The organism is Actinomadura physcomitrii (assembly GCF_008923205.2).
Classification (GTDB): Bacteria; Actinomycetota; Actinomycetes; order Streptosporangiales; family Streptosporangiaceae; genus Spirillospora; species Spirillospora physcomitrii.
On sequence record NZ_WBMS02000048.1, the window covers coordinates 1 to 21,009 of the forward strand.

General features: G+C 73.1%; 19 protein-coding genes and 2 pseudogenes. 8 read left to right on the top strand and 13 right to left on the bottom strand.

The genetic code is table 11. The annotated features are described in order from the left end of the window. Window positions 1–250: 250 nt before the first annotated feature. The 5 genes from F8568_RS49045 to F8568_RS38975 all read right to left on the bottom strand — a co-directional run bounded on the left by F8568_RS49045 (window position 251) and on the right by F8568_RS38975 (window position 5,601). Complete coding sequence (locus F8568_RS49045; RefSeq protein WP_236009925.1) at window positions 251–1,390, bottom strand: aggregation-promoting factor C-terminal-like domain-containing protein; 1,140 nt, start codon at window positions 1,388–1,390, stop codon at window positions 251–253. Window positions 1,391–1,862: 472 nt separating this feature from the next. Beyond that, window positions 1,863–3,227, bottom strand: coding sequence for a PhoH family protein (locus F8568_RS38960; RefSeq protein WP_151598641.1), 1,365 nt, complete (start codon window positions 3,225–3,227; stop codon window positions 1,863–1,865). Between the two features lie 126 nt (window positions 3,228–3,353). Further along, a complete protein-coding gene (locus F8568_RS38965; RefSeq protein WP_151598642.1) occupies window positions 3,354–4,250 on the bottom strand; it encodes an isoprenyl transferase in 897 nt (298 codons plus the stop codon). 94 nt (window positions 4,251–4,344) lie between these two features. Next, the gene (locus tag F8568_RS38970; protein ID WP_328601217.1) at window positions 4,345–4,950 is read right to left on the bottom strand and encodes a hypothetical protein; all 606 of its coding nucleotides are present in this window, start codon (window positions 4,948–4,950) and stop codon (window positions 4,345–4,347) included. A 126-nt stretch (window positions 4,951–5,076) separates the two neighbouring features. Then, window positions 5,077–5,601: a hypothetical protein gene (locus tag F8568_RS38975; RefSeq protein ID WP_151598643.1), complete on the bottom strand. Its 525-nt coding sequence runs from the start codon at window positions 5,599–5,601 to the stop codon at window positions 5,077–5,079. A 115-nt stretch (window positions 5,602–5,716) separates the two neighbouring features. Here F8568_RS38975 and F8568_RS38980 point away from each other — a divergent pair, with 115 nt between their 5' ends. Together F8568_RS38980 and F8568_RS38985 are read left to right on the top strand one after the other, a co-directional pair. Further along, window positions 5,717–7,249 carry an MFS transporter gene (locus F8568_RS38980; RefSeq protein WP_202125859.1) on the top strand — a complete coding sequence of 511 codons (1,533 nt, stop codon included), beginning with the start codon at window positions 5,717–5,719 and terminating at the stop codon, window positions 7,247–7,249. Further along, window positions 7,230–7,871: an acyl-CoA-like ligand-binding transcription factor gene (locus F8568_RS38985; RefSeq protein WP_160573924.1), complete on the top strand. Its 642-nt coding sequence runs from the start codon at window positions 7,230–7,232 to the stop codon at window positions 7,869–7,871. The genes F8568_RS38980 and F8568_RS38985 overlap by 20 nt, the downstream gene beginning before the upstream one ends. Before the next feature lie 346 nt (window positions 7,872–8,217). Here F8568_RS38985 and F8568_RS38990 read toward each other — a convergent pair whose 3' ends face one another. Next, window positions 8,218–9,399 carry a C40 family peptidase gene (locus tag F8568_RS38990; protein ID WP_151598645.1) on the bottom strand — a complete coding sequence of 394 codons (1,182 nt, stop codon included), beginning with the start codon at window positions 9,397–9,399 and terminating at the stop codon, window positions 8,218–8,220. 193 nt (window positions 9,400–9,592) lie between these two features. After that, window positions 9,593–11,598 (bottom strand): annotated as a pseudogene (locus F8568_RS38995) (thioredoxin domain-containing protein). A gap of 107 nt (window positions 11,599–11,705) precedes the next feature. Between F8568_RS38995 and F8568_RS39000 the strand changes: the two are divergent. The 3 genes and pseudogenes from F8568_RS39000 to F8568_RS51290 form a co-directional block, all read left to right on the top strand. Continuing rightward, window positions 11,706–12,131 (top strand): recombinase family protein, encoded by a 426-nt coding sequence (locus tag F8568_RS39000; RefSeq protein ID WP_151598646.1) that lies wholly within the window; start codon window positions 11,706–11,708, stop codon window positions 12,129–12,131. Continuing rightward, on the top strand, window positions 12,131–12,961 hold the full coding sequence (locus tag F8568_RS51285; RefSeq protein ID WP_407924509.1) for a recombinase family protein: 831 nt from the start codon (window positions 12,131–12,133) through the stop codon (window positions 12,959–12,961). Before F8568_RS39000 ends, F8568_RS51285 begins: the two co-directional genes overlap by 1 nt. 57 nt (window positions 12,962–13,018) lie before the next feature. Beyond that, window positions 13,019–13,165 (top strand): annotated as a pseudogene (locus F8568_RS51290) (class I SAM-dependent methyltransferase); the annotation flags it as partial. 186 nt (window positions 13,166–13,351) lie between these two features. Here F8568_RS51290 and F8568_RS39015 read toward each other — a convergent pair. Together F8568_RS39015 and F8568_RS39020 are read right to left on the bottom strand one after the other, a co-directional pair. Next, window positions 13,352–14,710 (bottom strand): dihydrolipoyl dehydrogenase family protein, encoded by a 1,359-nt coding sequence (locus F8568_RS39015; RefSeq protein ID WP_151598648.1) that lies wholly within the window; start codon window positions 14,708–14,710, stop codon window positions 13,352–13,354. Between the two features lie 32 nt (window positions 14,711–14,742). Continuing rightward, a complete protein-coding gene (locus F8568_RS39020; RefSeq protein ID WP_151598649.1) occupies window positions 14,743–15,696 on the bottom strand; it encodes a ribonuclease Z in 954 nt (317 codons plus the stop codon). Between the two features lie 85 nt (window positions 15,697–15,781). Here F8568_RS39020 and F8568_RS39025 point away from each other — a divergent pair, with 85 nt between their 5' ends. Beyond that, window positions 15,782–16,258: a pyridoxamine 5'-phosphate oxidase family protein gene (locus F8568_RS39025; protein WP_151598650.1), complete on the top strand. Its 477-nt coding sequence runs from the start codon at window positions 15,782–15,784 to the stop codon at window positions 16,256–16,258. On the opposite strand, the gene F8568_RS47280 is transcribed toward F8568_RS39025, so the two are convergent. The 4 genes from F8568_RS47280 to mca are packed head-to-tail and all read right to left on the bottom strand — an operon-like array spanning window position 16,233 to window position 19,575. Continuing rightward, entirely contained in the window at window positions 16,233–17,090 is an 858-nt protein-coding gene (locus F8568_RS47280) for a tetratricopeptide repeat protein (RefSeq protein ID WP_151598651.1), read from the bottom strand. The genes F8568_RS39025 and F8568_RS47280 overlap by 26 nt on opposite strands. 43 nt (window positions 17,091–17,133) lie before the next feature. Further along, complete coding sequence (locus tag F8568_RS39030; RefSeq protein WP_151598652.1) at window positions 17,134–18,435, bottom strand: low temperature requirement protein A; 1,302 nt, start codon at window positions 18,433–18,435, stop codon at window positions 17,134–17,136. A gap of 25 nt (window positions 18,436–18,460) precedes the next feature. After that, a complete protein-coding gene (locus tag F8568_RS39035; RefSeq protein WP_202125861.1) occupies window positions 18,461–18,721 on the bottom strand; it encodes a hypothetical protein in 261 nt (86 codons plus the stop codon). Continuing rightward, a complete protein-coding gene (mca, locus tag F8568_RS39040) occupies window positions 18,712–19,575 on the bottom strand; it encodes a mycothiol conjugate amidase Mca (protein ID WP_151598693.1) in 864 nt (287 codons plus the stop codon). Before mca ends, F8568_RS39035 begins: the two co-directional genes overlap by 10 nt. Before the next feature lie 192 nt (window positions 19,576–19,767). On the opposite strand from mca, the gene F8568_RS39045 reads away from it, so the two are divergent. Next, on the top strand, window positions 19,768–20,151 hold the full coding sequence (locus F8568_RS39045) for a DUF4307 domain-containing protein (protein ID WP_151598653.1): 384 nt from the start codon (window positions 19,768–19,770) through the stop codon (window positions 20,149–20,151). Window positions 20,152–20,351: 200 nt separating this feature from the next. Next, complete coding sequence (gene greA / locus F8568_RS39050) at window positions 20,352–20,849, top strand: transcription elongation factor GreA (protein WP_151598654.1); 498 nt, start codon at window positions 20,352–20,354, stop codon at window positions 20,847–20,849. Window positions 20,850–21,009 lie beyond the last annotated feature (160 nt).

The following is a 21,009-nucleotide window of genomic DNA, read 5'->3' on the forward strand; positions in this document are numbered from 1 at the left end:
TTCGAGGCGATCGAGCGGGAGCAGGAGCGCCGCGGCAACCTGTGACGCCGCACCGCCCGCTGCGGTACCCGCCGCCGCCCGGCCGTGGGCGGGGGGGGGCCCCCGGGGGCCGAGGCGGGGCCCGCCGCGGCGGGGGGGGCGGGGGGGGGGGGGCGGGTCCGCCGGCGGGCGGGCGCGGGGGCCGCGGGCCGCGGGGGGGGGGGGGCCCCCCCCCGGGGCCGCCCCCCTCTCTCCGATGTTGTGATGCGGTCTAGTACCAGCCGCTGGACTGCGAGTGCGACCACGCACCGCAGGGCGTGCTGTACCGGTCCTTGATGTAGCCGAGGCCCCACTTGATCTGGGTCGTGGCGTTGTTCTGCCAGTCGGGGCCGGCGCTGGCCATCTTCGAGCCGGGCAGCGCCTGCGGGATCCCGTACGCGCCGGACGGGTTGGCCGCGTGGGTGTTCCAGTGGCTCTCCTTGTTCCACAGGTTCACCAGGCAGCCGAACTGGCCGGAGCCGCTCATGCCGTAGCTCGGCAGCAGCTTCTTGGCGATCTGCTGCGCCTCGCCGGCCGGGACCGGGTCGCCGGACGGGCCGCCGCCGCTGCCCGAGCTCTTCGACTTCGTCGGGGTCGGGGTGGGGATCGGCTTGCCCTTGACCTGCAGCTTCGGGCCCTTGGACGGGTCCTCGCGGGTGGCGCGGGAGGCCCGCTCGTAGGCCTCCTTGCGGCGCATCTGCTCCATGACCATCGGGTCGACCTTGGGCGCGGCGGCGGCGTCCGCCAGCTTCTGCGGCTGGACGGTCTTGGCGCCGTCGTCACCGGACCCGCCGGTCATCGCGAACGCGGCGGCGCCACCGCCGCCGACCACGACCAGCGCGCCCGCGACCACCGCGGCGACCTTCAGGCCGCCCCGGCCGCCGCCGGAGCGGCGCGGGCGCCCGCCGGACGACCGGCCGGACGCGGGGCGGGGCCCGCCGAGCCGGCGCGGGCCGTTGCGGCGGGCGGTGCCGCCGGCGCCGGAAGGTCCGGCGGGACCGGCGTTGGAGCCGGCTCCGAAGACGATCTCGTCGCGGGGCTCGCCGGCGTCCGGTTCGCCGGCGATCCCATGAACCCCATCGGCTCCGGGGGCTCCCATGGCGAGGACGCCGGTGGCACCGGTCGCGCCCGCCGGGGACCCGTCCTGCGGGACGGGCTGGAAGCCGAGGGTGTCGCCCGCGGGGGCCGCGCCGAGCGCGGGCTGCGGGCCGGCGACCCTGACGTCCTCGTCGCCGGGCGCGGGCGGGAAGGCCTCGGCGCCGCCGGGCCGGGGGGTCTCGGCGGAGGCCGGGGCCGCGTGCGACCACGGCTCCTCGGGGGCAAAGCTCTGTCGTTCGTCTCGCCTAGGGGACCCGGGACGGTCTCCGAACAAGGCGGTCCTTCCGACGGTCGCACGCGCATGGGCACGCGGGCGAGCTGCTTCCACCCCGGCCCGGCGGCCCGTCCGGGCTGCGGACGGCTCCGGGCCTGAAACGGCTCTCGCCCGCGCGCTTTTTCAGGGGGTGCGCTGCCGGGCGGCACCGTTCCGGGGGTGCTTACGAGGACACACAATGCCCGAGCCCGAACCCTGGTCCGCAACCGAAACGAGACGAAAGCTGCGCGTGGTGCGCTTGTCAACTCGCCGTTCGCTTCCCTGAAAACCCGTCGCGACCTGCGGTTTCTTCGCATCGGATTGGGTTGTGTGACCTTCATCACAACTCCACGGTACGGCGTTTAAGGATCACGTTCCGTAGAGGTTTCCACAGGTTCGTCCACAGGGCCGTCCACAGGCAGGGACGGCGGCGCCCCACCGGCCGCTCCTCGCGGAGGGCCGGCGGGGCGCCCGGTGCGTCCGTCCGCGCCCGTCAGGCGCCGACGTCGCCCAGCATGTCGGTCACCAGCGCCGCGATCGGCGACCGCTCCGACCTCGTCAGCGTCACGTGCGCGAACAGCGGGTGCCCCTTCAGCTTCTCCACCACCGCGGCGACGCCGTCGTGCCGGCCGACCCGCAGGTTGTCGCGCTGCGCCACGTCGTGCGTCAGCACCACCCGCGAGCCCGCGCCGATCCGCGACAGCACGGTCAGCAGCACGCCGCGCTCCAGCGACTGCGCCTCGTCCACGATCACGAACGAGTCGTGCAGCGAGCGGCCCCGGATGTGGGTGAGCGGCAGGACCTCCAACATGTCACGGTCCACGACCTCCTCGATGACCTCCGGGGTGGTCACCGCCGAGAGCGTGTCGTAGACGGCCTGCGCCCACGGCGACATCTTCTCGTTCTCCGACCCCGGCAGGTAGCCGAGCTCCTGCCCGCCGACCGCGTACAGCGGCCGGAACACCACGACCTTGCGGTGCCGCCGCCGCTCCATCACGGCCTCCAGGCCCGCGCACAGCGCGAGCGCCGACTTGCCCGTGCCGGCCCGCCCGCCGAGCGAGACGATCCCGACGTCCTCGTCCATCAGCAGGTCGAGCGCGATGCGCTGCTCGGCGGAGCGGCCGCGCAGCCCGAACGCCTCCCGGTCGCCGCGCACCAGCTTCACCGACTTGTCGGGCAGCGTCCGGCCGAGCGCCGACCCGCGCTCCGACAGCAGCCGCAGCCCCGTGTGGCAGGGCAGGTCCCGCGCCTCCTCCAGGTCCGCGCCGCCCGTCTCGTACAGCTCCTCCAGGGCCGCCGACGGCACCTCCACCTCGCGCATCCCGGTCCAGCCGGACTCCACCACCGCCAGCTCCGCCCGGTACTCCTCGGCGGCGAGCCCGACCGCGGACGCCTTCACCCGCATCGGCAGGTCCTTGGAGACCAGCACGACGTCGCGGCCCTCGCGGGCCAGCCACGCCGCCACCGACAGGATGCGGGTGTCGTTGTCGCCGAGCCGGAAGCCGTCCGGCAGCACGCTCGGGTCGGAGTGGTTGAGCTCGACGCGCAGCGTCCCGCCCTGGTCCCCGTTCGGCCCCTGCACCGAGACGGCCTCGTCCAGCCGGCCGTGCTCCAGGCGCAGGTCGTCGAGGGTGCGCAGGGCCTGCCGCGCGAAGTAGCCGAGCTCCGGGTGATGGCGCTTGGCCTCGAGCTCGGAGATGACGACGATGGGAAGTACGACCTCGTGCTCGGCGAACCGGGTCATCGCCCCCGGGTCGGCGAGCAGGACACTGGTGTCGAGGACGTACGTGCGCCGGTCCGGAACGGGCGTTCCGGCTGGGTTCCCGGACTCGGGACGGCGCGGCGAGGTTGTGGCCACTCGATCTCCCTGATCATGGGGGATGTACCGGTGGCGCGACAGTCCGCCCCCGTACGGCCGGAGACCCCGGTCAGGGGACGGCGGCCTGGGGCGGTGGACTCTGCGACGAAGGCGACAGGAGGCCCGTCAGGTACCGTAGCGCCGGTGCCGCGCGGCGTAGGAACGCATCGCCCGCAGGAAGTCGACCTTGCGGAAGTCCGGCCAGTGGACCTCGCAGAAGTAGAACTCCGAGTGGGCGCTCTGCCAGAGCATGAAGCCGGACAGGCGCTGCTCCCCCGAGGTGCGGATGACCAGATCCGGGTCCGGCTGGCCGCGCGTGTAGAGATGCTCGGCGATGTGCTCCACCTCGAGGCCCTCGGCGAGTTCCTCGATGCTGGTGCCACGGCTCGCCTGCTCGATGAGCAGTGAGCGCACCGCATCAGCGATCTCACGCCTACCTCCATACCCAACGGCGACGTTCACAATCAGCCCGGGAGCGCCCGATGTCGCCTCACCCGCGTCTTTCAGGACGCGGGCGGTCTTATCGGGCAGGAGGTCGAGGGCGCCGACGGGCTTGACGTGCCAGCCCTCGTCGGCGAGCTCGCGGACGGTGTTCTCGATGATCTCCAGCAGCGGGTCGAGCTCGTTCGCGGGACGGTTCAGGTTGTCGGTGGACAGCAGCCAGAGCGTGACGTGCTCGACGCCGGCCTCGGTGCTCCACTGCAGCAGCTCGGAGATCTTGTCGGCGCCGCGCTGGTGCCCGTGGTTGACGTCGGCCAGCCCCATCGACCTGGCCCAACGCCGGTTACCGTCGAGGATGACGCCGACGTGGCGGGGCGTGATGTCGGTGGGCAGCGACGCCTCGACGCGGTGCTCGTACATGCGGTAGACGGCGTCGCGGACGGCCGCGTACGGACCGCTGCGGCGGAGCGCGGCGGTCAGCCGGGCGCCGGCGGACGGGCCGCGGCGCGCGCCGCCGTCGCGGGCGGCGCCGCCCTTCGCGGTCTGCTCGCGCCGTGACGTCCCAGTGCGCCGAACCCCCATGTGGGCATCCCTTCGAGCGATCCTCCCGGACGGGAACGGACGCTCAATTATGGCCCGACCGCGACACTTTTCCCGCCGTTCCGGTGATGTCAGGCTAGCGCGCGGGCCGGGGGGCACGGCCGAGGCGAGCGGGGCCGGCCGCCCGGGATGCTCCGGAGACTCCCGACATCCCGGACGTTCCCGCCCGATCGGCGTCGGCCAGCACGGCTGCGAGGAACCGGGCGAGCTCGGCGGAGGTGAGCACGGCGCGGACGCCGCGCCCGCTCGCGCCCCACGCCTCGATCACCGCCCGGCGCGCCACCCGCCACCGCCCGGCGGCGGACTGCCGGCGCCCCAGCCACATCGACGACGTCCGCAGCGCGCACCGCAGCTCGCCGGTGCTGATCACGTCGCCGCGGTCGCGGTAGCGGAAGGCGAACAGCTCGGGCTCGCGGCCGCCGCCTCCGGCGGCGGGCGGGTCGGGGAAGCGGTCGTCGGGGTCGGGCCAGCGGGCCGCCTGCGGCGAGCCGTCGGCGCGGGCCGCCTCGACCCGGCGGGCGAGGTCGGCCAGGAAGTAGCCGCACCGCTCCCCCACGGCGCCGAAGCGGTCGCCGTCGCGGCGCAGCTCCAGGGTGACCTCGAACGGGGTGCCGCCGCGGTCCAGCGAGGCGACCGGCACGACGTCCAGCACCGAGCCGTCCAGGCAGCGCAGCGTCCGCACGCTCCGTCCCCCTCCCCGGCGGTGCCCCGGCGCGGCCGCTCCGCGCTTTCAACGCACATTAGGCCAGGTCGGCACCATGATCACACCCCGTGGACGTCGTGATCGCGTAATGCCCGCGCGGGCCGGTCAGGGGTTCGGGCCGGCGGCCCGGGCGCGCTCGACGTGCTCCAGGGCGCTGCGCAGCTCGCCGAGCCACTCGTCGGTGTTCTTGCCGACGAGCCGGACGCACCAGGCGAGCGCGTCGCTGCGGCTGCGCGCGACCCCGGCCTCGACGAGGGTGTCCAGGACGCGGCGCTCGGGCTGGCGGAGCCGGGTCATGACGGGCACCGACAGGGTCGTGAACATCTCCCGGTGGCCGCCGCACTCGACGCCCCAGGAGACCTTGTGGCCGAAGGCGTGCTCGGCCTCGCGCGCGATGGCGATGCGCTGGTCGCGGGTCTCCTCCCGGAACCGCTGGACGTGCCCGGCGAGCAGCGCGGACCGCTCGGTCTCCGAGACGTCGTCCCCCGCGGCGTCCGGCTCGGGGAGCCGGCCGACCACGCTGACCTCCTCGCGGTCGACGACGACCTCGGGCGCGCCCTCGAACCATCCGTCGGGCAGCCGCCCGGCGAACCAGCCGCGCAGCCGGTCCGCGGCTTCACTCGTATTCATGTAATCAAAATTACAACGCCACCGCCGGGGTCGCCAGACCTCACCTCGATTGACATTCACCATCTTTTGATAGTTACTCTCAACTTCGATGGACTCTTATTTGGAGGTGAAAGTCATGAGGGTGGGATACGAACGGCGCTGGTGGGGACTCGGCGCTCTCGCGCTCTGCATGCTGGCGCTCGGCTTCGACATGACGATCCTGAACGTCGCGCTGACCACGCTCTCGGAGAAGCTGCACGCCGGCACCAGCGAACTGCAGTGGATCGTCGACTCCTACCTGCTGGTGTTCGCCGCGCTGCTGCTCCCGGCCGGGCTGCTCGGCGACCGCCTCGGCCGCAAGCGCACCCTGCTCGCCGGGCTCGCCGTCTTCGGCGCGGCCTCCCTCGCCGGCGCCCTGTCCGGCGGCACCGGCGGCGTCATCGCCGCGCGCGCCTTCATGGGCCTCGGCGCCGCGATCGTCACCCCGCTGTCGATGTCGATGCTCCCCGCGATCTTCCCCGCCGAGGAGCGCACCCGGGCCGTCGCGGTCTGGTCGTCGGCGACCGCGCTCGGCCTGCCGCTCGGCCCGCTGGTCGGCGGCTGGCTGCTGGAGCACTACTCGTGGAGCTCGATCTTCCTGCTCAACGTGCCGATCGTCCTGGTCGGCGGCATCGCGCTCGCGCTGACCATCCCCGAGACCAGGGACCCGGCCGCTCCCCGGGCGGACGGCCCCGGCTCGCTGCTGTCGATGGGCGGCCTCGTCGCCCTCGTGTACGGGGTCATCGAGGCCCCCGTCCGCGGCTGGGGCGACCCCGTCGTGCTCGGCGTCCTCGCCCTCGCCGCCGTCCTGCTCACCGCGTTCGTGCTGTGGGAGCGGCGCGCACCGCACCCGATGATGGACGTCCGGCTGTTCCGCGACGCCCGGTTCAGCTGGGCGATGGTCGCCGCCATCGCCGCGAACCTGCTGATGGGCGGGCTGCTGTTCGTGTTCCCGCAGTACCTGCAGGCCGTCCTCGGCAACGACGCGTTCGGCACCGGGCTGCGGCTCATCCCGATGCTGCTCGGCCTGATGGCGGGCGGGCTCACCACCGACCGGATCGTCCCCCGCACCGGCCACAAGCCGGTCATCGCCACCGGGCTGGCCGTGCTCGCCGCCGGCCTCGGCTGGGGCGCGTTCACCGGCGCCGGCGACTCCTACGGCTCGATCGTCCCGTGGCTGCTGCTGATCGGCCTCGGCTGCGGGCTGTCCCTCGTCCCCGCCATGGACGCGCTGATGGCCGCGCTCCCCGCCGACCAGGCCGGACGCGGGTCCGGGCTCGTCCAGACCCTCCGCCAGACCGGCGGCACCCTCGGCGTCGCCGGCCTCGGCAGCCTGCTCTCGGCCGTCTACCGGGACCGCGTCGCGACCGGAGGCCTCCCCGCCGGCGCGGCGGACGCCGCGCACGACTCCGTCGGCGGCGCCGTCGCGGTCGCCGGCAGGCTCCACGACGGCGCCCTGCTGGCCTCCGCCCGCGACGCCTACGTGCACGGCATGGACGCGGTGCTCGCCGCCTGCGCCGCCGGGTCGCTGGCCGTCGCCGTCCTCCTGCTGGCCTTCCAGCCGGGACGCCGGGGTGCGGACGCCGCCGCGGATGAACCAGAATCGGCGCATGAGCACGTCGCACCCTGAGCACGCCCTCGACCGCCTGGACGAACGGCTCGCACGGCTGCCGCTGAGGGAGCGCAAGAAGCTGAGGACCCGGAGGGCGATCCAGGACCACGCCCTCCGGCTCTTCAGCGAGCAGGGCTACGACCAGACCACCGTCGAGCAGATCGCCGCCGCCGCGGAGATCTCCCCCAGCACGTTCTTCCGGTACTTCCCCGCCAAGGAAGACGTCGTGGTCACCGACGAGTACGACCCGATCATGGCGGAGATCTTCCGCCGCCAGCCGCCCGACCTGACCGCGATCGAGGCGCTGCGCGCCACGCTCCGCGAGATCCTCCCGCAGATGATCGCCGAGGATCTGGAGGTCGTCCGGACCCGGCTGGAGCTCACCGCGCACGTGCCCGCACTGCGCAGCCGCACCTTCGAGTCGATGCGCGAGGGCACCGCGGCCATGCTGAGCGAGGCGATCTCCGCCCGGACCGGCCGCCCCACCACCGACGGCGACGTCCAGGCGTTCACCTGGGCCGTGATCGGCGTCATGCAGGCCGCCATGTACCAGTGGCTGGACGGCGAAGCCACGATCGAGGACATCCCCGCCCTCGTCGACCACAACCTGGAGTTCCTGAGCCAAGGCTGCCCGCTGTAATTCCCAGGGGGGCGACCCTGTTTTCCCAGGGGGCGACCCCCTGGAACCCCCATCACGACTGACAGGCTGTTTCCCGCTCCGCTAGCGCTCCGCGCGAAACAGCCTGTCAGTCGTCGGGCAGGCCCGCTGCGCTCGCTAGCGCTCGCTCCGCGTGCCCGCCCGTGAGGTGGCTGGGGTTCAACCTGCCGGGGCTGGGGTCCAACCCTGCCGGGGCTGAGGTTCAACCCTGCCGGGGCTGAGGTTCAACCCTGCCGGGGCTGAGGCTCGGGCTGCCGGGGTTAAGGCTCGGGCTGCCGGGGCTGGGGGCAGCGCGCCGGGTGGGGGTCGCCCCCCTGGGAAAGCACAGCTAGCCGGCGAGTCGGGCGGCTAGTTTGGGGCTTACTCGGACGGCGCCCTTGAGGTTGCGGGTGTAGACGTTCTGGATCATCACGTCGAGGCCGGTGCGCGGGGCGACGACCATCTTGCCGTTGCCGATGTACAGGGCGATGTGGGAGATGTAGCCGGGCGCGGTCGGGTCGTTGGCCCAGATCAGCATGTCGCCCGGCACGGCCTTGCTGTACGGGATGACCCAGCCGACGCGGGCCTGGTCGGCGGCGACGCGCGGGAGGCGGATGCCGGCGCGGGCGAACGCGTACTGCATCAGCCCGGAGCAGTCGTAGCCGCCCTCGGCCTCCGACTCGCCGCCCCACACGTACGGCCAGCCGATCCGCGAGTACGCCGCCTTGATCACCGTCTGCACCTGGGCGGCGGTCATCACCTGGCCGTGCGAGGTCGGCGCGTTGCCGGAGCCGGCCTTCGGGAAGTCGAGCTGCGGGTTCACCGCGACGGCCTTGGCGTGCTTCGGCAGCACCTTCTTCAGCTTCTTGATGAAGGCGGCCGGCGTGGTCTTCGGGACGCTGATCAGCATCGCGTTGCCGGTGGGCATGCCGAGGGCCTGCGCGGTGGCGTGCGAGACGACCGCGTCGACGTCGCCGATGCCCATCGTCGCGTAGGCGCCGACGCGCAGGTTCGACTGGTGCTGCTTGCCGCCGACGGGCACCTGGGAGCCGAGCTTGACGCCGCCGTCGCTGCCCATCGTGAAGGAGATGGCGACGTCACCGGAGGCGACGTTGCGCCAGAGCGCGTCGGACTGGGCGGTCGGCTTCGGCGTGTAGTTGCGGAACGTGGACGGGTCGACGCCCATCAGGCCGACGCGCTTGCCGGCGACCATGCCCTGCACGGCGTCGACGACCTCGACGCCCTTCACGCCCTTGGCGGCGCGGATCTTCGCGATGGTCGCGGCGGGCAGCGCGGACGGGGCGGCGACGAGGACGTGCGGGGTGAGGCGCTTGCCGAGGGGGGCGACCGCGCCGGGCGACAGGCGGGTGCTGCCGGACGCGGCGACGTAGCGGGCCTGCTTCTCCTGCGGGGAGGGGGCGGGATCGCCGTCGTGGCCGCGGGCGATGAGGACCGCGGTGTTGGCGGCGAGCGTGGTCAGGACCGAAACGCCGATGATCGTCGGTAGGATCCGGCGGTTCGGCTTCCGCACTGCCACGCTCCTTTTAGGTCGGCCTTCCCGGCTCCCACGACTATGACCTAGAGGAGCGGCAACCGTCCAGATACCCGGCGCATCAGCGGGCAGCCCTGCCCGCCCCGCCCCATGAGGTCAGCCCCGTCTCCGCTACCCATTGGTAACACCATGCGGGTACGAGAGCAAGGTCACGCTGCCACAAAATGGACGGTTAATCCAATTGCCCACGTAGTTCGCGGGTCAGCTCGGCCGGGGTCGTGACGGGCAGTCGGCAGGTGAACATCCGGCAGACGTAGGCGGCGGGCGCGCCGTCCACCGGTTCGCGGCCCTCCAGCAGCGGGACGCCCTCGGCGCCGGGCTCGCCGACGCTCACCACCGCGCCCGGCGCGGGCGACATCAGCGCGGTGCGGTGCAGCGCGCGGGTCCGCTCGTCGTCACGGCCGCCGATGATCGCGATCTCCACCGGTCCGGCCGCGTGCGCCTCGGCGACCGCGAGGCCCCAGCCCGCGAACCGCGCGTGCTCGCCGACCAGCGGCCCGACCGGGCCGAGCGCGGCCTCCGCCGCCTGCCGGTGCCAGTCCGACCCGGTCAGCGCCGCGAACGACAGCAGCGCCCCCGCCGCCGCGAACTGCCCGGACGGGACGGCGTTGTCGGTCGGATCCTGCGGGCGCCGGAACAGCCGCTCGGCGTCGTCGGCGGTGTCGTAGAAGCCGCCCGACCCGTCCGCGAACCGTTCGAGGACGGTGTTCAGCAGCTCGCCCGCCAGCCGCATGTGCGCGGGGTCGCCGGTCACGCCGTGCAGCGCGAGCAGGCCCTCCGCGACGTCCGCGTAGTCCTCCAGGACGCCCGCGTTCTCGCCGGCGGCGCCGCCGCGCGAGGTCCGGACGAGCCGGCCGCCGCTCTCGTGCACGCCGATGAGCAGCCGCGCGACGTCCTCGGCCGCCCTGACGAGGTCGGGCCGGTCGAACAGCGCCCCGCACTCGGCGAGCGCCGCGACGGCGAGGCCGTTCCAGGCCGCGACGACCTTGTCGTCCCGCGCCGGCGGCACCCGGTGCGCGCGGGCCTCCAGCAGCAGCGTCCGGACGCGCTCGTACCGCTCGGGATCGTCGGGGTCGCGGAGGAGCTGCAGCACCGACGTGCCGTGTTCGAACGTGCCCGTCACCTCGAACAGGCGCTCGGCGTAGGCGCCGTCGTCCTCGCCGAGCACCTCGCGCAGCTGCTCGGGCGTCCAGACGTAGTACCTGCCCTCGACGCCCTCGCTGTCGGCGTCCAGCGCCGACGCCAGGCCGCCTTCGGGGGTCCACAGGTCGCGCAGCATCCAGTCGCAGGTCTCCAGCGCGACGCGCCGCGCGAACGGCGACCCGGTCAGCCGCCACCAGTGCGCGTACACCCGCGCCAGCAGCGCGTTGTCGTAGAGCATCTTCTCGAAGTGCGGGACGACCCAGCTCGCGTCCACCGAGTACCGCGCGAACCCGCCGCCGAGCTGGTCGTACATCCCGCCGCGGGCCATCGCCTCGAGGGTGTGCCCGGCCATCGCGAGGGCCTCCGCGTCGCCCGTGCGGGCGTGGTGGCGCAGCAGGAACTCCAGCGCCATCGACGGCGGGAACTTCGGCGCGCCGCCGAACCCGCCGCGCGCCGCGTCGTAGGACTGCGCCAGCGCCCGAACGGCGTGCGCGAGGCGCTCGGCGCCGGGGGCCTCACCGCCCGCGAGGCCCGTCCCGCGCGACGTCAGCGCCGCGACGACCTGCTGCCCCTGCCCGACGACCTCGTCGCGCTGCTCCGTCCACGCCTTGTGGACGGCCTGCAGCAGCGCCTGGAACTGCTGCCGCGGGAAGTACGTTCCGCAGTAGAACGGGTGCCCGTCGGGCGTCATGAACACGGTCATCGGCCAGCCGCCCTGGCCGGTCATCGCCTGCGTGGCCTCCATGTAGACCGCGTCGATGTCGGGGCGTTCCTCCCGGTCCACCTTGACGCTCACGAACATCTCGTTCATGAGCCGCGCGGTCTCCCCGTCCTCGAAGGACTCGTGGGCCATGACATGGCAGCATGTGGATGGCGGAGCTACCAGTGGCAGGATGCGTACCCCACTGAGAGCAGTATGGGCACGTCCCGCCGCTTAGCCTCCGCGATCGCCTCCTTTCCCCATTCCCACCAGTCGACCGGATTGGTGGCGTGCTGAAGGAGATAGGGCGACGTAGCCTGAGCCAGTCGATTCACCCTCCAACCCTCTCACACGGCGACCACCCCTCTTCGGCCACCCTCCGTGAAACGTCGGAGCCGGACGGTAGCGTCCGGCGCGTCCGCACGTCGGTTCGGGAGGCGAGATGGCCGAGACGTCTTTCATCGGATACGCACGTATCAGCGACCTTTCAGGCAAACGACGAACTCTCGCCGCCGCGCTGGGCGTCGAGGCTCAGCACGCCGCATGCGCCGCGATGGCGCGCGACAACGGCGGCATTGTGATCAAGCGCTACACCGACAACGACAGGTCGGCGAGCCGCGACGTGCACCGCCCCGGATTCGAGGCCATGCTCGGGGACCTGCACCGCGATCGAACCGCCGACGGAGCGCCTGTCCAGGGGGTGATCGCGGTCGATGTCGACCGGATCCACAAAACACCGGTGCAGTGGGAGCGGTTCGTGACCGCGTTTCGCTCCGCCCCGGACGCATGCTCGTGGACTGGCGAGGATGCCACGACCTCTACGCGGCGGGCAGCGAGGAGTCGGGCCTGCACGACGTTTCGGTGGTGATGGGCGAGAACGTCAGACGCTCCGAACGGACGAAACGGTGGCATGCCGCCCAGGCACAGCGCGGGATCCCGCACACGGGCGGGCGCACCTTCGGCTACCGCCTCGTCGACGGCGCTCCCGGCGCCATCGAAGTCGTTCCAGAAGAGGCCGCCGTGATTCGCGCCGCGGTGGCCGCCTGCGCCGAGGGACGGTCGTGGGGTGCCATGACGGATATCTTCGCGCGGTCCGGCCTTCCTACCGGGAACGGCGGCCCGTGGCGGACCCAGACGGTGAAGCAGATCATTTCCAGTCCGCGCCTGGCGGGGCTGCGGATGCTGGACGGCGAGATCGTCATCGGCCCGAACGGCTCTCCCGTCCTGGGCTGCTGGGAGCCGATCATCAGCCGGGCCGAGTGGGAGGCCGTCCGCGCACGGTACGAACCACGCCGCCGAGCGCCGGGAGGCAGGAGCCTGGCGGGCAACGGGCGCACGCCGCGGAAGTATCTGCTGTCGGGATTCCTCCTATGCGGCAAGGAGGCCGACGGACGCCGCCGCGGGTGCGTCATGGCGGGCTGTGCCACGAAGCAGGACGTACCGGTATGCGTGCCGGCCGGGGAGCGATGGCGGGTGCGGCGGGAGCGCCGTGCGCGGCGAATGGATCGAGGCGGAGGTGACCGAACTCGTCCTGGACTCGCTCGCCACGGCGCGACCCGGCGCCCTGAGGCAAGCGCCGTGGGCTCGGGCTCCGGAACCCGATGCCATTCGCCTCAGGCAGGAGGAGCTGCAGGAGCGCCATCGACGGGGCGAGATCACTCAAGCGGTGTTCCAGCAGCGGTCCGCCGCCCTCGATGAAGTTCTCCGCGGCCTGCTCGAAGAGAAGCGGGACTGGGAGGCGGTCGGCCGGAGATCGTGCAGGCGCCGACGTCGGCGATCCTCGACCATGTGCGGCCGGAGAGCTGCCGGTTCGTGCACGTCGACGCGTCCCACCTGTACGAGCACGTGCGCGGCGACATCCAGGCCGCGCACGTCATGCTCCCTACCGAGGGCGTCGTCGCCTGCGACGACTACCGCTCCGAGCACACCCCCGGCGTGTCCGCCGCCGTCTGGGAGGCGGTGGCCGTCGAGGGAGCGGGCCCGCGCGCAGCACGAGCTCGACTCCGTCCGCGGCTCGGTCAGTTTCCGGGTCGGCCGGGCCGCGACCGCGCTGCCGCGCGCGATGCGCCGGAACACCGGCCGCCCCCGCTAGCCCTCCAGCGCGGCGAGCGCGGTCTCGATCGCGCGGTGGAAGGTGGGATAGGCGTAGATCATCTCGCGGAGGGCCGCGGTGGGGGCCTCGGTGTGCACGGCCACGGCCAGCGCGCCGAGGACCTCGCCGCCGGCCGGCCCCATCGCGGTCGCGCCGACGAGCACGCCCCATTCGGTGCTCTCGACGAGCTTGATGAAGCCGTCGTTGCCGACCTTGTGGATCCAGCCGCGCGTCGACTCCGGGATCGGCGCGATGCCGGTGCGGACCGGCAGGTTCTGGTCGCGGGCCTGCGCCTCGGTGAGCCCGACCGACGCGATCTCCGGATCGGTGAACGTCACCCGCGGCACGGCCCGGTAGGCGGCCTGCGGCCCCTCCTCGCCGAGGATGTCGCGGACCGCGACGGACGCCTGGTACATCGACATGTGCGTGAACGCGCCCTTGCCGGTGATGTCGCCGATCGCCCAGACACCGTCGGCGGCGCGCATGTGCCCGTCCACGTCGATGTGCCGGGCGTTCTCGTCCAGGCCGACGGCGGCCAGGCCCAGGCCCTTCAGGTTCGGGCGGCGGCCCGTCGCGACGAGCAGCCGGTCGGCGGTCAGGGTCTCCTCGCCGAGGTGCAGGCGGAACTGGCCGCCGGCGTACGACGCGGCGGTGACCTTCGCGTCCGTCCGCACGCCGATGCCCTCGCGCTCGAACACCTGCCGCAGCAGGTCGCTGGACTCCGGCTCCTCGTTCACCACGAGCCGGTCGCCGGCCTCGACGATCGTGACGCGGCTGTCGAAGCGGGAGAAGACCTGCGCCATCTCCACGCCGACCACGCCGCCGCCCAGCACCAGCAGCGACTCCGGCACCTCGGTGGCCTGGACGGCCTCGCGGTTCGTCCAGAACGGGACGTCCGCGAGCCCGTCGACCGGCGGCGCCGACGGTGCCGTGCCGGTGTTGAGCAGGATGCCGCGGCGGGCCCGGAACACCCGGTCGCCGACCGTCACCTCGCGGGGCGCGGTGATGCGGCCCTCCCCGCGCACGAGCTGAGCACCCTTGCCGGTGAGGCGGTCCGCGGCGGCCGTGTCCGTCCACGAGTCGGTCGCCTCGTCGCAGATCCGGGCGGCCACCGGCGCCCAGTCCGGCCTGATGATCGAGTCGCCCGCCATCCCGGGGATGCGGGTGCCGTCGGCGATGAGCCCCGCGGCGCGCACCATCATCTTCGTCGGGACGCACGCGTAGTACGGGCACTCCCCGCCGACCAGCCGGGACTCCACGGCCGCCACGGACAGGCCCGCCTCGGCCAGCCGGCCCGCCGCGTCCTCCCCGCCGGGACCGAGTCCGATGACGACGACATCGACTTCTTCAGCCATGCCCGGAGTCCTGCCCATGTTGAGCCGCGGTCTCACTGTGGCGGGCGAGGTTTTGCGGCCCGCCGGGGCGGCAGCGGGATCCGGTCCAGGTCGTGGACGAGTGAGATCGCGCCGCCGAACGCGGCGGCGGCCTCGTCCTCGAAGCGGTGCTCGTCCTCGGCGCGGTACCGCTCGGAGAAGTGCGTGAGGACCAGGTGCCCGGCGCCGGCGTCGGCCGCGACCCGGCCCGCCTGCCCCGCGGTGAGGTGGCCGAACCTGGCCGCGAGCGGGGAGTCCTCGTCCAGGAACGTCGACTCGATCACGAGCATGTCGACGCCGGCGGCGAGGTCGCGCACGCCGTCGCAGCGGCGGGTGTCCATGACGAACGCGACCTTCTGCCCGGGGCGCCGCGTGCTGCACTCGTCCAGGGTGACCGTCGCACCATCCGGCGCCGTCACCCGTCCGCGCTCCTGCAGCTCGCGGACGAGCGGCCCTCGTACGCCCTTCGCGGCGAGCCGCTCGGGCAGCATCGTCACGCCGTCCGGCTCCTCGACCCGGTACCCGTAGGCCTCCACCGGGTGCGACAACCGCCGCGCGACCAGCGAGAACGGAGCGTCCTCGAGGTCGAGCTCGGTCCGCTCCCCCGACACCGGCCACTCGCGGACGACCTCGGTGTCGTGGAACGCCGACGCGTACCGCAGCCGCTCCCAGTACTGCGCGCCGCTCGCCGGGAACACCGCGTTCACCGGGTGCTCCACGCCGTCGCGCGCGATCCGCTGGACGATGCCGGGCACGCCGAGGCAGTGGTCGCCGTGGAAGTGCGTCACGCAGATCCACGTGACGTCGTTCGCGGCGACGCCGGCGTGCGCCATCTGCCGCTGCGTCCCCTCGCCCGGGTCGAACAGCAGCCCCTGGCCGTCCCAGCGCAGCAGGTACCCGTTGTGGTTGCGCGCCTTGGTGGGGACCGCGCTGGCGGACCCGAGGACGATCAGATCGCGTACCGACATGACCCCATGGTGCCGGGTGCGGACTCATGCAAGCGCTTGGTTATTCTGACCGCGTCCTGGACCGATGCGAGCAAGGGAGAGCCGCGTGGCCGGAAGCAAGCGTGACAAGATCAAGATGACTCCGGACGAGGTCGCCGCCTACCTCGCGGGCAACTTCAAGGTCCAGGTCGCCACCATCGGCAAGGACGGCGAGCCGCACCTCGTCACCATGTTCTACGCGCTGCTCGACGGCAAGATCGCGTTCACCACGTACCACTCGTCGCAGAAGGTCGTGAACCTGCGCCGCAACCCCACGATGACCTGCCTCGTCGAGGACGGCGTCGAGTACAACGAGCTGCGCGGCGTCGCGCTGTACGGCCGCGGCCTGGTCATCGAGGACCGCGACGAGCTGCACAAGGTCGGCTACGTCGTCGGCTCCCGCATGGCGGGCCTGCCCGTCCCGGAGATCGGCGAGCCCATCGACCCCGCCATGGCCGCCGGCATCGAGCAGGCGATGTCCAAGCGCGTCCTCGTCGTCATGGACCCCGACACCGTCGTCAGCTGGGACCATCGGAAGGCGTGAGCCCCTCCCGCCGGCGGGCCAGGGCCTCGGCCTTGCCCGCCTCGACCGGGCCGTAGAGGGCGATCGCGCGGTCGAGGGCGGCGCCCTCGGCCGCGGTGTCGCCGCGCTGCCGCGCCGCGTCCGCGAGGTGCACGAACGCGTCGCCCTCCCGCTCCGGCGCCTCCTCCGCCCGGACGATCTCCAGCGCCTGCCCGAAGAAGTTGGTCGCCGCGACGGGCCGTCCCGCGCGCAGGTACGCCTCGCCGAGGGTGGTCAGGGCGCGGGCGCGGTCCTGGTCGTCGGACACCGCGGCGAACTCGTCCGGCAGCGCGCCCAGCAGCCCGATGGCGCGGTCGAGGTCGCCCCTCTCCATCAGCGCGCGGCCGAGGTTGTGCCTGGCCAGCAGCACCGTGCGGCGGTCGCCGTCCCGCTCGGCGAGCCGCAGGCCCTCCTCCAGCGTCTCGGCGGCCTCCGCCCAGCGCTCCCGGTGCAGCAGCGCCAGTCCCTCCGCCTCGACTTCCGCCTCCCCCGCGGCGGGGCCGGCGAGGTAGTGGTCCAGGACGCGGCGCAGCGCCGCGTCCCGCTCCTCCTCGCCGTCCTCCCGGGCGGCCCATTCCCGCGCGTAGTCGCGGACGGGCCCGGGCAGCCGGAACCGTCCGCCGCCCGCGCCGGCGACGAGGCCGCGATCGGCGAGCGTGTCCAGCAGGTCGCGGGCGCCGTCCTCCGGGATCCCGGCGAGGGCGGCAGCGGCGGCGGCGCCGAAGTCGTCGCCGGGCTGCAGGCCCAGCAGCCGCAGCAGCCGGGCCGCGTCCGGCGGGAGCGCCCGGTAGGACTCCTCGAATTTCGCGCGCACGTCGGGGTCCTTCCCCCGACGCGCCGGACCGGAACCGGCCGGCTCAGCGTCCCGCGGGCGCCTCGCCGGTCCCGCCGCCGGTCTCCGCGGTCCCGTCGAACGGGACGGGCCGCATCCCCGGCACGGCGAGGTCGCGGCGGCGCAGCCGGTAGGCGCGCACGTCCCACAGCGCGAGCGCGGCGACCACGGCCGTCGTGCAGACGTGCAGGGTCAGCCGGTCCAGCGCGGGCGAGATCGCCGCGAGCCCCGCGAGCGCGACCAGCGCGGTGAGCCGGGCCCGGGTGAACTCTCCGAAGACGGCCCGCTTGAACAGGGCGTGCCCGAACACGAACAGGGCCGGGCCGCCGGCCGCGGCGGCCGCGAAACCGGCGGTCATGTGCCCGCCGGGATGCGCCATCACCATCTCGTCCGCGACGGCGCCGACGATGATGCCCGCGACCATCACGATGTGGATGAAGGTGTAGGCGGACCGGCCCAGCCGTCCCGGGTCGGGGGACTCGGCGATCCGCTCGGCGGCCATCTCCGCCGTGTGGTCGAAGTAAATCCACCACAGCGCGACGGCGCCGGCGAACGCCGACACGAACCCCGCCGCGACCCCCGCCGTCGGCGTGTGCCCGCCCAGTGTCGCGCCCGTGACCAGCACCGACTCGCCGAGCGCGATGATGACGAACAGCTGGCAGCGCTCGGCCATGTGGCCGCCGTCGATCGTCCAGTCGGCGGTGCTGGACCGGCCCAGCAGCGGCGTCGCGTACCCGTGCCAGGGCGCCAGGTACTCCAGGGCGACGGCGAGCACCCACAGCCCGGCGCGGACGTCCGCCGCGTCCACCAGGGCGCCGCCGATCCACAGCACGGCCGACACCGCCTGCCAGAACAGGACGCGCTGGAAGTTGCGGCCGAGCTCGTGCGTCCAGGTGGCGGCGACGACGAAGACGGTCCGGCCGACCTGGATGGCCGCGTAGGCGGACGCGAACCACACGCCGCCGGAGCCGAACGCGCCGGGCAGCATCGCCGCCATGAACAGCCCGGCGATCATCACGCCGACCAGCACCAGCCGGACCGCCGGATGGTCCGGGTCGAACCAGTTGGTGGTCCAGCAGGTGTACATCCACGCCCACCAGACCGCGAGCAGGAGCAGCAGCGTCTCGGCGGCGCCCCGGGCGGTCAGGTGCTCCAGCAGCCGGTGCGACAGCTGGGTCACCGCGAAGACGAAGACCAGGTCGGAGAAGAGCTCGAAGAAGGTGACCCGGGCCGCGCCGCCGCGCGACCGCAGCAGCGCGTCCACCCCGGACGGCCGCGGGGCGGGCACGGCGTCGAGAACGGCGGGCCCGGTGCGCGCGTCGCTCATGGGGGGATGGCCGGGCCGCGCCGGGCTAGGCGGTGCCGGCGGACTCGTCGCCGGCGCCGCGGTCGGCGGCCGCCGCGGCCTTGGCGGCCTGCGCCCGCTCCCATTCCTGCTGCTTGAGATCGGCCTCGCGGGGCGCCTGGATCTTCCTCATCTGCTTGTTCATCGAGCGGACCAGGAACACCAGTGCGACCAGCAGCGCCAGGAACACCCCGAAGCCGAGGAAGCCGGGGCTGACCGTGTCGTTGTTGAGCGGAATGGCGTGGGCGAGCGGAAGCACTACAGACACACCTTCTCCCGGATGCCGGCGAACAGGTCGCCCTCCGGCAACTCGGTGTCGACCAGGGACCTGGCCAAATGGTAGTCCTCGGTCGGCCATGCCTCGCGCTGGACGTCCAGCGGGACGCGGAACCAGAACCCGTTCGGGTCGATCTGGGTCGCGTGCGCCAGCAGCGCGCGGTCACGGGTCTCGAAGTGGTCCGCGCAGGGGACGCGGGTCGTGACGTCCCACCTCGCGCGCTTCTCCTTCTCCTCCTCGAAGCGCTCGATCCAGTCGTGGTACGGCGACTCGAGGCCCGCCTTCTCCATCGCGGTGTGCAGCGCGAGGATGCGGTCCTTGCTGAACGTCATGTGGTAGTAGAGCTTCAGCGGCTGCCACGGCTCGCCCGCGTCCGGGTAGCGGTCCGGGTCGCCGGCGGCCTCGAACGCCTCCACCGACACCTCGTGGCACTTCACGTGGTCGGGATGCGGGTAGCCGCCCTTCTCGTCGTAGGTCAGCATCACGTGCGGGCGGAACTCGCGGACGGCGCGCACCAGCGGCTCGCTCGCGGTCTCCAGCGGCTCCAGCGCGAAGCAGCCCTCGGGCAGCGGCGGCGGCGGGGCGCCCTCGGGGAAGCCGGAGTCGACGAAGCCGAGCCAGCGCTGGCCGACGCCGAGGATCTCGCGGGCCCGCGCCATCTCCGCCTCGCGCACCTTGCCGATGTCGGCCCTGACCTCCGGGCGGTCCATCGCGGGGTTCAGGATGTCGCCGCGCTCCCCGCCGGTGCAGGTGACGACCAGGACCTCCACGCCCTCCGCGACGTACTTGGCCATCGTGGCCGCGCCCTTGCTGGACTCGTCGTCGGGGTGGGCGTGCACGGCCATCAGGCGCAGCGGTTCGGCGCCCCCGTCCGGCCCGGCGCACGTCGTCGTATCGTCGATGACCTCGGACACCTGGGGTTCTTCCTCTCAGCGAGCGGTTCTTACCGTGAAGGCGGACCCCGGTTCGGAGCACCCGCGCCTACAGACGAGAATTGTCCCTGACAACGTCCGCACCCCGCACGGAGATTCCCCGCCATGACGACGAGCGTGTCGGCGCCCGCGGCGCCCGCCGAGCCCAAGCGCGGCCGGCTCGGCCTGGTGATCATCGGGATCGTGTGCGCGGTCGCGGCGGGCGGCTTCGGGTTCCTCGCCGCGCATGTGGGGCAGACTCCCGGGATCGACGCGCAGGTGATCACCTACGACGCGCGCCCCGCCTCCATCGAGGTGAACTTCTCCGTCGCCAAGCCGAAGGGGGACGTGGTGCACTGCACGCTGCAGGCCGTGGACGAGAACATGGCCGTGATCGCGGAGAAGGACGTCACGGTCCCTGCCGGGACGTCGAAGGCGGGCCTGTCGGAGACACTGCCGACGCCGCACAAGGCGACCACCGCCCAGCTGCAGGGCTGCCGGAAGGCGTGACGCCGCGGCGGGCCGGCCGGTGCCCGGATCGTCCGTTCGGCGGGTCAAACCCGATTGGCCGGTTGCACACGCCGAGTTCAGGGAACCTTTACCCGCACACACCGGATAGGCTTGAGGTTTCACCCGGCCGCACTTCATGTCGATGTGGCGCCCGCCCGCAAGGGCCGGCGAGGATCGCAACATGTGGATGAGGAGTACCCGTGACCGAGACCCGCGCTGACAACGTCACCTGGCTGACCCAGGAGGCGTACGACCGGCTCAAGGCTGAGCTGGACCACCTGTCGGGCCCGGGCCGCATCGAGATCGCTCAGAAGATCGAGGCGGCGCGGGAGGAAGGCGACCTGCGCGAGAACGGCGGCTACCACGCGGCCAAGGAGGAGCAGGGCAAGATCGAGGGCCGGATCCTCCAGCTCCAGGGCATCCTGGAGAACGCGCGCGTGGGCGAGGCGCCGCGCACCGAGGGCGTCGTCGGCCCCGGCATGACCGTCACGGTCACCTTCGAGGGCGACGACGAGGAGGTCACGTTCCTGCTGGCCTCCCGCGAGGAGGTCGGCGCGCCCATCGACGTCTACTCGCCGAAGTCGCCGCTCGGCGCGGCGATCAACGGCAAGAAGGTCGGCGACAAGGCCACCTACGCGCTGCCGAACGGCCGCAGCATGACCGTCGAGATCCTCGACGCGACCCCCTACGGCGGCTGAGCGTACTCATTGCATTGCCCTCGGCGGTCGGGCCCTGGGGGCCCTCCCTTCAACGGGCAAAGCGGCGATCGCCGCATCGCTCCGACTCGGCCGGGGGCCTCGCTGCGCGATCGGATTCTTGCTTCGCTCGAATCCGGCTTCGCACGCGATCGCAACGCTG

Bases quoted from the DNA above. Each gene is read 5' to 3' on its own strand.
- F8568_RS38965 (WP_151598642.1), bottom strand. From the start codon at position 4,250: ATGGGGGTTCGGCGCACTGGGACGTCACGGCGCGAGCAGACCGCGAAG.
- F8568_RS38975 (WP_151598643.1), bottom strand. From the start codon at position 5,601: ATGAATACGAGTGAAGCCGCGGACCGGCTGCGCGGCTGGTTCGCCGGG.
- F8568_RS38980 (WP_202125859.1), top strand. From the start codon at position 5,717: ATGAGGGTGGGATACGAACGGCGCTGGTGGGGACTCGGCGCTCTCGCG.
- F8568_RS38985 (WP_160573924.1), top strand. From the start codon at position 7,230: ATGAGCACGTCGCACCCTGAGCACGCCCTCGACCGCCTGGACGAACGG.
- F8568_RS39000 (WP_151598646.1), top strand. From the start codon at position 11,706: ATGGCCGAGACGTCTTTCATCGGATACGCACGTATCAGCGACCTTTCA.
- F8568_RS51285 (WP_407924509.1), top strand. From the start codon at position 12,131: ATGGGCGAGAACGTCAGACGCTCCGAACGGACGAAACGGTGGCATGCC.
- F8568_RS39015 (WP_151598648.1), bottom strand. From the start codon at position 14,710: ATGGCTGAAGAAGTCGATGTCGTCGTCATCGGACTCGGTCCCGGCGGG.
- F8568_RS39020 (WP_151598649.1), bottom strand. From the start codon at position 15,696: ATGTCGGTACGCGATCTGATCGTCCTCGGGTCCGCCAGCGCGGTCCCC.
- F8568_RS39030 (WP_151598652.1), bottom strand. From the start codon at position 18,435: ATGAGCGACGCGCGCACCGGGCCCGCCGTTCTCGACGCCGTGCCCGCC.
- mca (WP_151598693.1), bottom strand. From the start codon at position 19,575: ATGGCCGTGCACGCCCACCCCGACGACGAGTCCAGCAAGGGCGCGGCC.
- F8568_RS39045 (WP_151598653.1), top strand. From the start codon at position 19,768: ATGACGACGAGCGTGTCGGCGCCCGCGGCGCCCGCCGAGCCCAAGCGC.